12 protein-coding genes are annotated in these 14,715 nt (G+C 50.5%); 8 read left to right on the forward strand and 4 right to left on the reverse strand.

The features are described from left to right. The first annotated feature begins 37 nt into the window (after positions 1 to 37). The 5 genes from D2E26_RS01210 to D2E26_RS01230 all read left to right on the forward strand — a co-directional run bounded on the left by D2E26_RS01210 (position 38) and on the right by D2E26_RS01230 (position 4,396). Positions 38 to 730 carry an ATP-binding cassette domain-containing protein gene (locus D2E26_RS01210; RefSeq protein ID WP_241218816.1) on the forward strand — a complete coding sequence of 231 codons (693 nt, stop codon included), beginning with the start codon at positions 38 to 40 and terminating at the stop codon, positions 728 to 730. Positions 731 to 828: 98 nt separating this feature from the next. Beyond that, the gene (locus D2E26_RS01215; RefSeq protein WP_125962885.1) at positions 829 to 2,166 is read left to right on the forward strand and encodes a hypothetical protein; all 1,338 of its coding nucleotides are present in this window, start codon (positions 829 to 831) and stop codon (positions 2,164 to 2,166) included. Then, a complete protein-coding gene (locus D2E26_RS01220; protein ID WP_125962886.1) occupies positions 2,159 to 2,479 on the forward strand; it encodes a hypothetical protein in 321 nt (106 codons plus the stop codon). The genes D2E26_RS01215 and D2E26_RS01220 overlap by 8 nt, the downstream gene beginning before the upstream one ends. Before the next feature lie 32 nt (positions 2,480 to 2,511). Then, positions 2,512 to 3,009: a hypothetical protein gene (locus tag D2E26_RS01225; RefSeq protein ID WP_125962887.1), complete on the forward strand. Its 498-nt coding sequence runs from the start codon at positions 2,512 to 2,514 to the stop codon at positions 3,007 to 3,009. 49 nt (positions 3,010 to 3,058) lie between these two features. Further along, positions 3,059 to 4,396 carry a glutamine synthetase family protein gene (locus tag D2E26_RS01230; protein ID WP_125962888.1) on the forward strand — a complete coding sequence of 446 codons (1,338 nt, stop codon included), beginning with the start codon at positions 3,059 to 3,061 and terminating at the stop codon, positions 4,394 to 4,396. Positions 4,397 to 4,594: 198 nt separating this feature from the next. On the opposite strand, the gene D2E26_RS01235 is transcribed toward D2E26_RS01230, so the two are convergent. From D2E26_RS01235 to D2E26_RS01245, 3 genes are all read right to left on the reverse strand, one after another. After that, positions 4,595 to 5,509, reverse strand: coding sequence for a hemagglutinin (locus D2E26_RS01235; protein ID WP_241218817.1), 915 nt, complete (start codon positions 5,507 to 5,509; stop codon positions 4,595 to 4,597). Positions 5,510 to 5,521: 12 nt separating this feature from the next. Then, complete coding sequence (hrpA, locus tag D2E26_RS01240) at positions 5,522 to 9,553, reverse strand: ATP-dependent RNA helicase HrpA (RefSeq protein ID WP_125963360.1); 4,032 nt, start codon at positions 9,551 to 9,553, stop codon at positions 5,522 to 5,524. 163 nt (positions 9,554 to 9,716) lie between these two features. After that, the gene (locus tag D2E26_RS01245; protein ID WP_125962889.1) at positions 9,717 to 10,370 is read right to left on the reverse strand and encodes a class I SAM-dependent methyltransferase; all 654 of its coding nucleotides are present in this window, start codon (positions 10,368 to 10,370) and stop codon (positions 9,717 to 9,719) included. A gap of 217 nt (positions 10,371 to 10,587) precedes the next feature. On the opposite strand from D2E26_RS01245, the gene hflX reads away from it, so the two are divergent. Beyond that, on the forward strand, positions 10,588 to 12,039 hold the full coding sequence (gene hflX, locus D2E26_RS01250) for a GTPase HflX (protein ID WP_420897195.1): 1,452 nt from the start codon (positions 10,588 to 10,590) through the stop codon (positions 12,037 to 12,039). Between the two features lie 189 nt (positions 12,040 to 12,228). Next, complete coding sequence (locus tag D2E26_RS01255) at positions 12,229 to 13,191, forward strand: L-lactate dehydrogenase (protein ID WP_125962891.1); 963 nt, start codon at positions 12,229 to 12,231, stop codon at positions 13,189 to 13,191. Between the two features lie 338 nt (positions 13,192 to 13,529). On the opposite strand, the gene lexA is transcribed toward D2E26_RS01255, so the two are convergent. Further along, complete coding sequence (gene lexA / locus D2E26_RS01260; RefSeq protein ID WP_478213035.1) at positions 13,530 to 14,249, reverse strand: transcriptional repressor LexA; 720 nt, start codon at positions 14,247 to 14,249, stop codon at positions 13,530 to 13,532. A 117-nt stretch (positions 14,250 to 14,366) separates the two neighbouring features. On the opposite strand from lexA, the gene D2E26_RS01265 reads away from it, so the two are divergent. After that, positions 14,367 to 14,708, forward strand: coding sequence for a LysM peptidoglycan-binding domain-containing protein (locus D2E26_RS01265; RefSeq protein WP_125962893.1), 342 nt, complete (start codon positions 14,367 to 14,369; stop codon positions 14,706 to 14,708). Positions 14,709 to 14,715: the final 7 nt, after the last annotated feature.

Raw genomic sequence — 14,715 nt, forward strand, 5'->3', positions numbered from 1 at the left:
TCTTGGGGTTTGATGAATTATGTTGCATATTAACGATGTGTCATTCGGATATTCTAAGTCCGGCACGATCTTAAAGAATGTTGATTTACATGTTGAAGAATCGACGATTATGGGTCTTATTGGCCCTAACGGTTCGGGTAAAACAACATTAATTAATCTGATCTGTGACATGCTTGAAATGCAACAGGGCAGCATGAAACTCCAAGGTTCGCCGTGCTCTTCTCAGCAGGCAAAATTAGCGATTATGCACGTGGGTAGTAATGACGATATCCCCGTGTTTTTAACTGGACTTGAATATATACAAACCATGGCCAGGCTATATGGCACACGAGTCGAGGCAGCCGAAGTCGCCGAATATTTTGCACAATTCGGTATGGCTGGAGCGGAGCGTCGACTTATTGAAACCTATTCACATGGCATGAAGAAGAAGACGCAGCTGAGCTGTGCATTCTTACTGCAGTGTCCTTTGACGATTGTGGATGAAACGCTTAATGGCATTGATATTGACGCTTGGTACGTATGCATTCAAGAGTTTAAAAAGTTACGAGCACAGGGTTGCTCGGTACTGCTGTGCAGTCACGATTTTGCCTTGCTGGAAGAGCTCTGCGATGCGATCGCATTGATGTGGAATGGGGCATTGCAAACACCTCTTCCATATGAACAGATTAATGAACAATTTGGTGGTATTCCAAATTGGTACCGTACTGCAGTGATGGAGAAGGCAATCTGATGACATCGCATGTATTAAGCCTTCGCCAATTTGGGCTGACCTATCGTTTACTGATGAAGTTTTGCGTGCGCACTGTACTGAGCTACGGAGCACTCAGGATGAAGTCGGTTCGAATCGGTCTGGTTGTACTCGGCGGGTTATGGCTTGTGTTCGCTGCACTGCTGACGGACCAATTTATGCAAGGTGTATTCGATGCAGATTGGCTGAGGCCATTCTTGATGAATCTGTACTTGATGAACAGTGTATTGTTTGTGCTACTGGGCTTCCTGCTGGTCAAAGTGACGTTTGCCAAGGCAGATGGCGCTGCCAAGCTGTTGCATCATTTACCTATTACGGGCAAGATGCGCAGTGCAACACTGTTAGCTTGCGAATTCACCGTGGTCAGTATTTGCGTATTTATAGGACTGCTCGCATTCTTGTTCACAATGATTCGACAGGGTGGTATTGCTGCAGTTTCTACTGCTATTGCGCAAATTATAATCCCATCAGTTGTGGCCTATAGTTTGCTGTACTTCGTTTGGAACTGCATTGCGCGCATCATGGCCCTGCTGCGACTTTCTCGTTACACCGGCATGGTGGGCACCATTGTTATAGCAATGATGAGCTTCGCTTTTTATAGCTCAACATTCGCCATGACTATGCAGATTCAGAAGCATTGGACAGAACGATCAACAACATGGTCGGTACTCTCGTTGTTCTCCGATCTGTCACTACGCTTCGGTAATGGAGTGAGTGTTCTGGCAGGAGCAGTATGTGCATCAACTTTGCTGATTATCAGCTTGGTGATTGCACCCAAGCAATTTAGTGCACAGTCGGTGTATGTGGCTTGCCCAATCCCATGGGTCAGCAAGAGCGACTTAGCATTATTTGCTGCATATATTATTCGCTCAAAAGATATGCTGATGAGCGTGGCACTGTGTGCTGTCTGCGTAGTTGGGGCAGTGTTCACAGGCCATAGCGAAGCGGCACTCTATGCAACGGTACTGTTCTCATTTGCGGGTCTGTCTCAATTCGCAAATGGCATTTGTATACCATGGCAGCGCCACCAGAGCTCATGCGCCTACACCTATGTATGCATGATTGGCTCGCAGATTATTGTGGCAACCCTGGCATGGATTGCTGTTACAGTCGTGTTGCTGCCGTGGGGTGGCTGCAGCATGATGACCTATGCATGCTCCTATGGTGCATTACTTACTGCCATCATGAGCTGCACTATGGTCGGCATTATCTTCCCAATGGCTCGAGATAATCCTGCAAATGCATTACTCGGCTTAGCCGCAATGTTGCTGGTGGCAATCGTGGCAGTCTCCATGGTGAGCCTGCTTCAGCTCCCAACCTGGGCCCTTATTGCAGCAGGTGCCGTAATGGTTTCAGCCATCGTGGTCTACTCAATTTCTGGCATAACAACGTATCGAAAAGGAATTCGAAATGCGTAATCTTAAACTGGTGTTCTCTTCAATCTGCGCTGGCATGGCGTTATGGATGCTTACCGTATTAGGTTGGTTTGTTTTTGCTCTGGCAACAACACCAAGACAAGGTGGTGTGCGTAAAGAATTCCTTGGCGGAGCCATGTACATGGACACAACGTCAGTGCTCGATGGTGGCTCCCTAGGCCTTACTTTTGGCGTAACCAATGGCCCAACAACCTACGGCTTAATGGGCTGCTGCATTGTTGTGAGCTTTGTTGTCCTGCTGGTCGCTTCCATCGTGAAGCAAAAGAAGCAGGTGCAGCCAGTCGCAGCGCAATAATACCTTGATCACTCCGAGCGGGAAGGTATGCAATGACAGTATCAACGCAATCAATACGTGCAACGTTGCTCCGGGTTGCGGGTCATTGCTACCTTCCCTTTTTTCCGTTACTTGTACTCGGTACGGTATTTCAATGCTCACCGTATGCGAATCCATTTGTGTCGCAACTGCTTGTAGTAGCAGCACTGATGCCAACGTGCACAGTACTGCATGAGTATGCGCATATTGCTGTTTTGCGATACCGCAATCCACAGCTACAGGTGAGTATTGTCCAACAATTGTTCAGTATTGCTGTGCTGCCCACACCAGCGACTGGGCAACCAATTACCGTGCTTAAAACAATCGTATGCGCAGTAACCGGTCCTGCTGTAGGCGCTGGTCTTGCAGCATTGTGTGCGCAACTGGCGCATCTACCGCTAATGTGGCTCGTTGTGGTGCAGCAAATACTTTGCCTCATTCCTCCCTGTGATGATGGCAAGATACTCGTGCAAAGCATCGCGGCATTGAAGAATGTGAAAGTTTGTCCGTGAGCGAGTGTGGTAAATCATTTCGTAACATTGGGCTGCTTGCATGAACACTATGGATAAACAGCAGGAATATGCACTCCGTACAGTGGAGGAGCGCGATGTGCGTTTCATCCGACTGTGGTTTACGGATGTTATGGGTACGCTGAAATCAGTAGCCATTGCGCCCGCAGAGCTTGAAGCAGCATTTGAAGAGGGCATTGGATTTGACGGGTCTGCCATCGAGGGCATGACGCGTGTGTCAGAGGACGATATGATCCTGCGACCAGATCCATCCACATTCCAAATCCTGCCTTGGCGCGGTGGTCCGCAGGGAACCGCTCGTATTTTCTGTGATGTGTTAACGCCTGATGGTGAGCCATCATTAGCTGATCCTCGTCATGTGCTCAAGCGCGCTATGTCGAAGGCTAAAGACAAGGGCTTTACGTTCTACGTTCATCCAGAAATTGAGTTCTATCTGTTCAAGAAGCAAGAGGACTGGTCACAGCCTCCAGTGCCAATTGATGAGGGTGGATACTTCGATCATGTGCCACGTTCCCCAGGCATGGATTTCCGTCGCGCAACGGTTAACATGCTCGAGCAAATGGGTATTTCGGTAGAGTTCTCGCACCACGAAGGTGGTCCAGGTCAGAATGAAATCGATTTGCGCTACGCTGATGCACTGACGATTGCCGACAACATTATGACGTTCCGTACCGTTGTTAAAGAGATCTCTCTGGAACGCGGTATTCATGCAAGCTTCATGCCAAAGCCACTGGCTAATGCACCAGGCTCCGGCATGCATACGCATTTGAGCCTGTTCGAAGGCGATGCCAACGCATTCTATGAAGCTGGCCAAGAGTTCAATATGTCGATGACAGCTCGTCAATTCGCTGCCGGTGTGCTGGCACATGCTGCAGAAATTAGTGCTGTTACCGATCAGTATGTCAACTCGTATAAACGCCTGTGGGGTGGCAACGAGGCACCAAGCTATATTTGCTGGGGCCATAACAATCGCTCGGCTCTGCTGCGCATCCCAATGTACAAGCCAGGCAAGGGTAACTCAGCACGCATTGAGTATCGTGCACTGGACTCGGTGTGCAACCCATATCTGGCTTACTCGGTTATTCTGGCTGCTGGTCTTGATGGCATCGAAAAGAAGATGACATTGGGTGAGCCAACGAGTGATGACGTATGGGAGCTGACGGATCAAGAGCGTCAGGCCATGGGCATTCAGCCACTGCCAGAGTCGCTTGAAGAAGCAGTCAAGATTATGGAGAAGTCAGACTTCGTGGCCGATGTACTCGGTGAGCACGTGTTCAACTACTTCATCCGTAACAAGCGTCAGGAATGGGCAGAATACCGCAGCCAAGTTACGCCATTTGAGCTGCAGCGTTACTTAGCTAAGCTCTAAAGCAGTCTGCTTCGAGCCGAGCATCTGAAGAGATCGATCTCAGGGATAGTCTGCTGAGATTGGCTTAAGAGATCAGCTTAAGAACACTGCGCTTGAATACCAAGCGACATAGAACAAGAGGCGACGTTGAATAATCAGCGCCGCCTCTTGTGAGTTCCGTGGTACCTGTTGTACCGCTATTCGTACTGAGCTACCTCGTTATTTCTTGCGAGGATCTCCGAACCAGCTCGAATAAATAATCGAGAAATTACGATTGCCATAGGTTGAGCATTGATCGCCTTCACCCGTGCCAGCCTGCAACGCAGCACGATTTGGCTGATACGGCGTATAGATGTAGAGCAATGCCGTAGCCTTATTCTCAATCCACACCTGCGAACCACCGCATGCCGCATTCGGATTGTACTGAATATAGTTCAGCGAATCTGCATGATACCCATACTTCTGCTCGTTCTGCACGTAGTACTGGTATCGCTCGGCCGATCCCGCAACTTGCTTATAGAATCCCGCATACGCCGGATCACAATCAGCATCATCCGGGCAACTCAAACCCATAGCCGACTTGTACTGGAAATCGCTAATATCCGTGGCACTCACCAGATGCTGCTCTTTTTGCAGCATAGTCAGCAGCACCTTTGGTGAAACCGAGCAGGCCTCGCTTGCTGCAGCAATAATCGTTGCAGCCGTCTGTTGACCTCGCAAATCAATTTTCTTGCAGTACTCGTTGGCTGGTCGCGGTTCCGTATCGAACCACTTCGACTTCAAGCACTGGTCACCCGAGCAGGCCGCGCCCTTGTCGTTGAGGAACGTCTGGATTTCCGTAGCGCTCATCGAATCGCCATCAAAGAACGCCTCGTCCGAAATAATATTGCCCGGATCAAAATCGTAGGTCTCTTCGAGCTCATGCTGCACCGTCTGCGCATGCTGCACTTCAATACGGTAGTGCACAAACTGCGCGCACGAAACGACGAGTACGACGGCCAGTATTGCCGAAAGTACCGTAATCAGCAGCACTCGCGTTCGTTCAACAGCGCTCGCCGTTTTCCACCACGACTTACGTTTGCGATTGTTATTTGTTGATTTCTGTGGTCGCTTCGACCCCGTTGCTTGTGCCAATGGCGACCCTCTCTATCGCAAAGCCTTCGTGATGCGTTGAATACTGACTGGTTGAGCAGTACCGAGCTCTTGAGCCCACAACGATACATAAAACTCTTCGAGCATCCAACGAGCTGTTTGTGCCTTAGCCATCATTTCGTCACGCTTAGGACCAGCTGGTTCAGCCTTGGCCTTAGCCAATGCCTTATCCACGAGCTGCTTTGCCTCATCGGCTTCCCAAGCCCAACGCACATCACGATTACGATCGGTTTTAGCCTTCTGCAAGCGCATCAAATCAGCATGCAAGTAGCGTTCAATACGTGGTAATGACTCTGGGGGAGCGGCGCCAATAAAGCCTTCGTGCACAAGCGAGCTGACATGTTCGCGAATCGACTGCAAAACAGCTAACATCGGTAAATCAGCAGGACCAGAAACAGCCTTCTCGACTTCAGCATGACGCTTCAGAATCTGAATAACATCTTGTGCTACGCCATACACGGTGTCTTCGAAAATCTGTGCCACATCAGCAACGGCCTCAGCTAATGCCTCATCGTTCTGAATTTTGGCAATACTTGGCATAAGACGCTTCACAGCAGCCAACTGCAAATCCTCAACGAGATCCTTGGTTGACTTATATGGGGCAGCAGCCAGCATCAACGCTTCTGTACCAAGCCAACGCGAAGAAATACGCTCGCTTGGCATACGCAGCTGATCCAGTGCGGCCTTCCACAGCATCGAAGCGCGCGATGCTGTTGTAGCACCAGCCTTCTGCAACAGTGTTGCCTGAGCAACCATACGGCCTTGATCAGCAGCTTGCTGTGCCTGACGCTGCACCACCTGACGTGCACTAGCCTGAGCGGCCTGAGCAAACTTATGCTGCAAAGCTTGCAGATTCTTGCCACGGCCCAGCACCTTGACACGGCCACGACCATGCTTGCGATGACCCTTACCCTGAGGCAGAGGCTGCTCAACAACAAACGTTATGCGCAAATACGGTGCCAAACGATCCATCAGACCTTCAAGTACCTCAGGATGAATTTGCGCACCAACCGTAGCAATAGCAGCCTGCGTAAATACATGGCTAATATCAGGCCACTGTTGATCGGCAGACTCATGAGCACCTGGTAGTGCGTCATAATGCTCATCAATCCATACACGAATACGACGAGCCGTATCAGGAGCCGGCACAAACTGCACGCGCAACGCCTTTGGCAGTGCTTTAATTAATGCCACAATCAACTCATCGAGCAAACCAGGCACATTCCAGCTAAACTGCTCAGCACTAATACGCGACAGCACACTAATTGGAATATGTACGCTGACACCATCATTCTCGGCAGTGGTGTCATAGATATAGCTCAAGCGCAAATTGATTTCGCGACCATCAGAGCCAACCGTATGCCAATGATCAGGGAAGTCATCAAGACTTGGTGCATCTTGATCGAGCAAACGTTCTACCTGATCTGGATCAAAGTTCAGCAGTTCAGGATTCTCGTTATATGCGGTTTTCCACCACTTCGCCAGATCGGCAACCGAAACAGCCGAGTTTGGCAGAATACGGTTATAGAAATCGTAGAGATCTTCATCACTGACCGTCTGTGCAACCTGACGCGTACGGTTTGCATCTTCTGCAGCGTCCTCAAGCACATTGATGTTGTGCTGAATAAAGTCATCATGCGAGAAGCGCTGTTGAATATCGCCTTCAACGAGACCCTGACGAATCAGCAGATCACGTGCTTCGAGCGCATTAATGCGACCCCATTGCACAGTACGCTGTGCCACAATAGGCAAGCCGTACAGCAGAATTTTGGCATCAGCAACAGCCGCACCGCGCGAAGCAGACCAATGTGGATTGGCATACGTCGTACGCGTTAAATTACCAGCCAGCTTTTCAGCCCAGACAGGATCAATTTGCGCACAATACCGTGCCCACAAACGGCTCGTTTCCACAAGCTCCGTCGTCATAATCCATGAAGGCGTTTGCTTATGCAAAGCCGATGCAGGGAAAATAGCAAACCTTGTACCACGAGCACCCTGATAGTCATTCTTGGCCATCTTCTGTGCACGCTTCATAGCCTTGGCACGAGCAGCACCCTTAAGACCAGTGAAATCAGAAGCCTTAGGTTCATGCACCACTTGCATACCCATCATGGAAAGCAAGCCAGCCAGCATTGACGTATGAATACCTTCGCTATCCCACGAGCACATCAGACTATGAGCAGCCTGCTGATTAATCGGTAATGCACGAATATCGTTCGAAGGACGCGAAATAGGTAATGGCTGGCCTACCTTGAACTTCAGTTCATGGCACATTTGACGCAGCTGGGAAACCAAATCCTTCCACTGACGCATACGCAAGAAGTTGAAATACTCGTCCTTGCACAAATGCCGCAGTGCACGATTCGACATTTCGCCATCAATTTGGAACGCACGATCCCAAATATTCAGCGCAGTTAAGAAGTCACTCGTCTGATCGGCATAGCGGTTATGAATACGATCAGCCTCGTCACGAGCAGCATCAGGACGTTCACGAGGATCCTGCAAGCTCAAGAACGCGACAATAACAATGACAGCAGCCAACGTATTTGGCGTTGTAGAACGAGCAGCCTCAATAATCATGCGGCCCAAACGCACATCAATAGGCAGTCGCGACAACTGACGACCAATATGCGTTAACGTAGTGCGACCATCTTTACGCTTAATCGCACGCAGCTCAGTCAGCTCGTTGAAGCCATCAGACACGGCCTTCATATCTGGCGGATCGATAAATCCAAAATCAGTAATATCTTCAGCGCACGAAGCGACGCCCACCGAAAGCATGTGCAGTACCACAGCGCCCAGTGACGTACGCAAAATCTCAGGCTCCGTAAAGCGCGGACGGGACTCGAAATCTTCGCGAGAATACAGGCGGATAGCAATACCGTCAGCCACACGACCGCAACGGCCCGAACGCTGATCGGCACTTGCCTGAGAAATAGGCTCGATCGGCAGACGCTGCACTTTAGCAGACTTCGAATAGCGCGAAATACGTGCCATACCAGGATCCACCACGTAACGAATCGACGGCACGGTCAACGATGTTTCGGCAACATTCGTAGCAATAACAATGCGCTGATGAGCATGTGGCTCAAACACACGATGCTGCTCTTTCGCACTTAAACGAGCAAACAACGGCATAATTTCAACCGCATCCGAGCGGCGCATATCGCTGGCACGAGGACCCAGATGATGATGCAGTGCCTGCTCAAATTCACGAATATCGCGCTCGCCGGAGGCAAACACAAGAATGTCTCGAGGACCATTCGTATGCGACGAAATAATGAGCAGCTCCGAGCATGCACGAGCCACAGCTGTTGGCATATCAGTATCATCAGCAGCATCGTCCGTGCCATACGAATCGTCGCCTGGGCGCACACCATCAACAAATCCCGGCACATGATTCATCAGGGCAGGAGCTGAACCCAGTGGTTCATAGGCAATTTGCACAGGGTAGGTGCGGCCAGACACTTCAATAACAGGAACTGGCTTATGCAGTGCTTCTTCGAAATGCTTCTGGAACTTTACCGAATCGATTGTTGCTGATGTAATAACGAGCTTCAGATCTGGACGATCGGGGAGCAGTGCCGTAAAATAGCCAAGCAAAAAGTCAATATTCAAGCTGCGCTCATGAGCCTCATCAATAATGATCGTGTCATAGCGCATCAGCTTTGGATCACGCTGAATCTGTGCGAGCAAAATACCATCGGTTACGACACGCAGACGCGTATGAGCTGAGCTTTCATCAGTAAAACGAACCTGATAGCCGACCTCATCACCTAAGCCAACACCAAGCTCACTGGCAATACGCTCAGCAACGGTGCGAGCAGCCAAACGACGAGGCTGCGTATGTACAATCTGCTTGCCATGCGAGCCACGGCCCATCTCGAGCAGAATTTTTGGCAGCTGTGTGGTTTTACCAGAGCCTGTTTGGCCAGACAAAATAACCACTTGGGAATGCTCAATAGCATGCGCAATCTCATCTTTTGCTGCGCTTACGGGCAGTTCTTGCGGATACTCAAATTTCATGCCCACAGTTAACTTAGCTTCTCCTCATGTTGGAACGCTTTATTCATGCAACACAGTGCATTACAAAAAAATTTCATCGCCTGATTGGCTTATTGCCGGATTTGCTGCATTGCTGCATTGCTGGGTTTCCGTAATGCCGTAACGCCTTATTGGCTGGACAGCACTATGCAGCCAAACGATGCACTTCAATAACGCGGTAGCCCTTCGAGCTGGCATACTTCGAAACCTCATAGTGCTCACCAAGCTGCTGAGCCAACCAAGGCATCAACGAATCAGCACCCAAGTTCTTCTGCACAACCAAGTAGGCATAACCGTCCACCGTCAGTCTTGGCAACCAAGTCATGAGCAGCTCATGCAAGGCATCCTTACCAATGCGAATAGGAGGATTCGACCAAATACGGTCAAACTGCATATCAGCAGGAACATCCTCAGCCTTACCCGCATGAATATTCGAGCAGTTATTAGCTACAGCATTCGCCTTCGTCAAATCAATCGAACGCTCATTAACATCAACGGCATAAATAGCAGCCTCAGGTGCATCTAATGCCATAGCCAGAGAAATAGGACCCCAGCCACAACCCAGGTCCAAGAAGTTACCCGTTGCTGGCAGCTCAGGCGCATGACGCAGCAGCACGCGCGTACCTAAATCAACGCGATCAGCCGAGAACACACCATGCGAAGTTTGCACCGTAACATCGTGATCACGCACGCTAAATTCATGAGCCACACGCACATCAGGAGACGAAGGCGTGGCATTGAAATATTGCTCACCGCCAGATGCTTTTGCTGTGTGCTGTTGTGCATTATGCTGTGCCATACGTACCTGCCGATCAATCCAACGTGAGCATACCTATGTGCTGCAGCATGGGAAATAAATATCACTACTTCAGCAGGCCCACAAAAAGTCTTCCAAAACGATGATAATAAACCGATACGAGTTTAACGCGCACAACGAGAAAGGGGTGGTCGAAACGCAGCAGCAGAACAAGCCGACTGAGTCGACCGAGCAGCAACACAACGCGAACGATGCAGGCGTGCTGACCTCAAGCTCAGACGTGCTTCTCGACACACAAACTGAGTCGGGATACTATGCCGAGCACAATGACGAGCTCTGGCGCGAACGCGAGTCACGAAACGAACTGAAACATGTCACCGGCTTGGGCGAACTCCAAGACGTTACCGAAGTTGAATATCGAAAGATTCGACTTGAACGCGTAGTGCTCGTTGGCGTGTGGTCGAGCCGCGAGACGACGCAGTCTCAAGCAGAAGAATCGTTACGAGAGCTCGCCGCGCTCGCAGAAACTGCTGGAGCTCAAGTTGTAGATGGTGTGCTGCAGCATCGTGCCAAGCCAGATGCCGCAACCTATGTTGGCTCGGGTAAAGCGCGCGAAATTGCTGACATTGTGGCTGTGAACGAGGCCGATACGATTATTGTTGACGCGGATTTGCCACCAAGCCAGCGACGTGCACTCGAAGATGTGACACGCGTGAAAGTCGTCGACCGCACGGCAGTTATTCTCGATATTTTCGCTCAGCATGCGCAGTCTCGAGAGGGTAAAGCTCAGGTTGAGCTCGCACAGCTGCAATATATGTTGCCTCGTCTGCGTGGTTGGGGTGCGGCACTGTCGCGTCAGGCCGGTGGTCGTGCAGCAGGTGCTGACGCTGGTATTGGTTCGCGTGGCCCAGGTGAAACGAAGATCGAAATGGACCGCCGCGTTATTCGTACGCGTATTGCCCGTTTGCGCAAGCAGATTGCGCAAATGGCGCCTTCTCGTCAGGTTAAGCGCGGCTCGAGGCGTCGCACTGGCTTGCCGACCGTGGCTGTGGTCGGCTATACGAACGCAGGAAAGTCGTCGTTGACGAATCGTCTGACGGGCTCGTCGGAGCTCGTAGAGAACGCACTGTTCGCAACGCTGGATACGGCTGTGCGCCGTGCCAAGGCTGAGGACGGCCGCCGTTACGCCTACGTCGATACGGTTGGATTCGTACGCCGCCTGCCAACGCAGCTTGTTGAAGCATTCAAATCAACACTCGAAGAAGTTGCTGAAGCTGATTTGATTGTGCACGTTGTGGACGGTTCTCATCCAGATCCGTTCTCGCAGATTGACGCCGTCAACGATGTGCTCAAGGACATTGATGGCGTGGCTGGTATTCCTACGCTTGTCGTCTTTAATAAGGCCGATCTTATCGATGAGCCAAAACGTGAGCGAATTCACAAATTAATGCCCGACGCTTTTGTGGTGTCCTCGGCAACGGGGGAGGGTTTGACTGCGCTTCGCGAGCAAGTTGAGTCACTGCTGCCGCGTCCAGACGTTGAAATTACAGCGCTTCTGCCGTATACAGCAGGTTCATTAGTCAACCGTATTCGTGAGTTCGGCCAGTTACATTCGATTGATTACCGTGATGACGGCATGGCTGTTGTAGCTTCGGTTGATGACCGCCTCGCTGCAGCGATTATGGATCAGGCGCTTCCTGATGCCGAATAATGACATGAACATGCTCGGCGTATCGCTGAAACGGTTCAGCAATCTGGCTACAGGTCTGCGCAATTGATTACAGTGATCAATGAGTATTTGTGCAATCCCTTATAAACGTAGGGATTTGCAACCATAGAAACAAAGTAGAGCGCAAAGCATGTTCACGCATGCGCGTTCTCATTGTGAGAGGTTGAAAGCATGGCAGAATCACCAATTAAGCCAACGAAGCTTGCTATCGTCGGCGCAGGCGCCGTCGGTTCCACACTCGCATTCGCTGCAGCTCAGCGCGGCGTGGCACGCGAGATTGTGCTCGAGGATATTGCAAAGGATCGTGTTGAGGCTGAAGTGCTCGATATGCAGCACGGCTCCAGCTTCTACCCAACCGTTTCGATCGATGGATCTGACGATCCTGAGATTTGCCGCGATGCAGATATGGTTGTCATCACGGCTGGCGCACGCCAGAAGCCAGGCCAGTCCCGTCTGGATCTTGCAGGCGCAACGATCAACATCATGAAGTCGATCATTCCTAACCTCGTGAAGGTTGCTCCAAACGCAATCTACATGCTGATCACGAACCCAGTGGATATCGTGACGCAGGTTTCCCTGAAGCTCTCGGGTCTGCCAGCAACGCAGATGTTCGGCTCCGGTACGAACCTCGATTCCGCTCGTCTTCGCTTCCTGATTGCTCAGCACACGGGCGTCAACGTCAAGAACGTTCACGCTTACATTGCTGGTGAGCACGGCGACTCCGAAGTCCCACTGTGGCAGTCCGCAACCATCGGTGGCGTTCCAATGACCGATTGGCAGCCACTGCCAGGCCAGAAGCCATTCGATGCTGAGGTTCGCGAGCAGATCCACCAGGAAGTGAAGAACGCTGCTTACAAGATCATCAACGGTAAGGGCGCAACGAACTTCGCAATCGCTATGTCCGGCGTGGACATCATCGAGTCCATCATGAACGACACCAACCGCATCCTGCCTGTGTCGACGCTGCTGAGCGACTTCCACGGCATCTCCGATGTGTGCATGTCTGTTCCTACGCTGCTCAACCGCAACGGTGTGAACTCCCGCATCAACACGCCAGTGTCCGATTCCGAGCTCGAGGCTCTGAAGCGTTCTGCTGCAACGCTGAAGGAGACTGCTGCTCAGTTCGGCTTCTGATAGTCGATAAGCGCGGCAGGGGACTGCTGTTTGCAGTAACCGCATAAAGCGTATAAGCAAATGCCACTACGATTTGGTTCGTAGTGGCATTTGTTGTTTAAAGACGTGGTTTGCTTCCAACCCTGCACATCATGTTTCACGCAAAATTTGTGAAACATCTATTTGTGTATAAGCGGGTCACTGTTATGAGCGGATCACTGTTATGAGCGGATCACTGTTATGAGCGGATCACTGTTATGAGCGGATCACTGTTATATGTGAATCGCTGTTATGAGTGGTCATCGCTATACGCGGATCGCTGTTATAAGAGGACCACTGTGACGGGTGGAAGTGCTGATTTAAATTCGACGCAGTACGGTGACGACCTTGCCCATAATCTGTGCATGCGTTCCATCAATAGGGGAATAGCTTGGATTATGTGGCATGAGCCAGATGTGGCCGTTGTCATTGCGAAATGTTTTTACTGTGGCCTCATCACCAAGTAAAGCTGCAACAATATCGCCATTTTCAGCATTGTGCTGCTCTCGCACAACAACATAATCGCCATCGCAAATTGCGGCATCGATCATGGAATCACCATGTACTTCGAGCATGAACAAATTACCAGTGCCAGTGAGCCTGACTGGAAGACGCATAACATCTTCAACATGCTGTTCGGCAGTAATAGGAACACCGGCTGCAATGGCGCCAACAAGTGGCACATCAGATGATTGCTCTAGTGATGGCATATTGGCAACAGAAATGTCGGCAACCGTAGTTTCCACACGTGGCTTCGGCTTGTGACCAATTATTTCAATGGCGCGGCCTTTATTGCTATCGCGACGAATATAGCCCTTGGCTTCCAATACATTGAGTTGGTGCAGTACAGACGATGTACTTTTCAGCCCAGTAGCCTCACCAATTTCGCGCATACTTGGTGCAAAACCAGTGCGCTCAATAAAGTCTTGAATCGCATCGAACACAACTTGTTGACGAGTAGTCAACGGCTCGCGCTCTTGAGGCTGAGTGGCGTTGTTTGTGCTCATGATTGATCCTTTCGTTGCAACACGCCTAAGCATACCGCGAAAATCATTGAATTTCAAACAGATGTTCGAATCAAGCTTTGACTCAATCGAACAAATGTGCGAATATGGGGTGCATTGAGAAGACGAACAAATGTTCGAAAGGGTTCAGTTATGAAAGCCTTACCAATGCGGGTTGGAGAGAGCCAAAGCAGAACACAGCGGTCGCGTTTTACGGTTATGGAATACATTGCGATCGCAGTTATGATCTGCGCAATTGCCTTTGGTTTCAACGCTTTTGTGGCGGATGCTGAGCCAGCACATGCCGAACGTGCCACAGCAACGGTAAGTTATACTGTGCAACTTGGTGACTCATTATGGGGTATCGCGCAGCAGGTGAGCGATGGTGCTGAGGATGTCTCTGAAGTCGTCCATACAATTGCAACAATGAACCATCTACCAAATGCGACCATCATTGCCGGACAGCAGCTCCAAGTGCCCATTATTGAGCAATAAACAGGTG

The sequence above is a fragment of the Bifidobacterium dolichotidis genome (assembly GCF_003951975.1).
Lineage (GTDB): Bacteria > Actinomycetota > Actinomycetes > Actinomycetales > Bifidobacteriaceae > Bifidobacterium > Bifidobacterium dolichotidis.

What these genes read in the sequence shown, in the direction of transcription:
- hrpA (WP_125963360.1), bottom strand. Translation starts at nt 9,553, where the DNA reads ATGAAATTTGAGTATCCGCAAGAACTGCCCGTAAGCGCAGCAAAAGAT.
- lexA (WP_478213035.1), bottom strand. Translation starts at nt 14,249, where the DNA reads ATGCTTAGGCGTGTTGCAACGAAAGGATCAATCATGAGCACAAACAAC.
- D2E26_RS01255 (WP_125962891.1), top strand. Translation starts at nt 12,229, where the DNA reads ATGGCAGAATCACCAATTAAGCCAACGAAGCTTGCTATCGTCGGCGCA.
- D2E26_RS01265 (WP_125962893.1), top strand. Translation starts at nt 14,367, where the DNA reads ATGAAAGCCTTACCAATGCGGGTTGGAGAGAGCCAAAGCAGAACACAG.
- D2E26_RS01245 (WP_125962889.1), bottom strand. Translation starts at nt 10,370, where the DNA reads ATGGCACAGCATAATGCACAACAGCACACAGCAAAAGCATCTGGCGGT.
- D2E26_RS01230 (WP_125962888.1), top strand. Translation starts at nt 3,059, where the DNA reads ATGGATAAACAGCAGGAATATGCACTCCGTACAGTGGAGGAGCGCGAT.
- D2E26_RS01220 (WP_125962886.1), top strand. Translation starts at nt 2,159, where the DNA reads ATGCGTAATCTTAAACTGGTGTTCTCTTCAATCTGCGCTGGCATGGCG.
- D2E26_RS01215 (WP_125962885.1), top strand. Translation starts at nt 829, where the DNA reads ATGAAGTCGGTTCGAATCGGTCTGGTTGTACTCGGCGGGTTATGGCTT.
- D2E26_RS01225 (WP_125962887.1), top strand. Translation starts at nt 2,512, where the DNA reads ATGACAGTATCAACGCAATCAATACGTGCAACGTTGCTCCGGGTTGCG.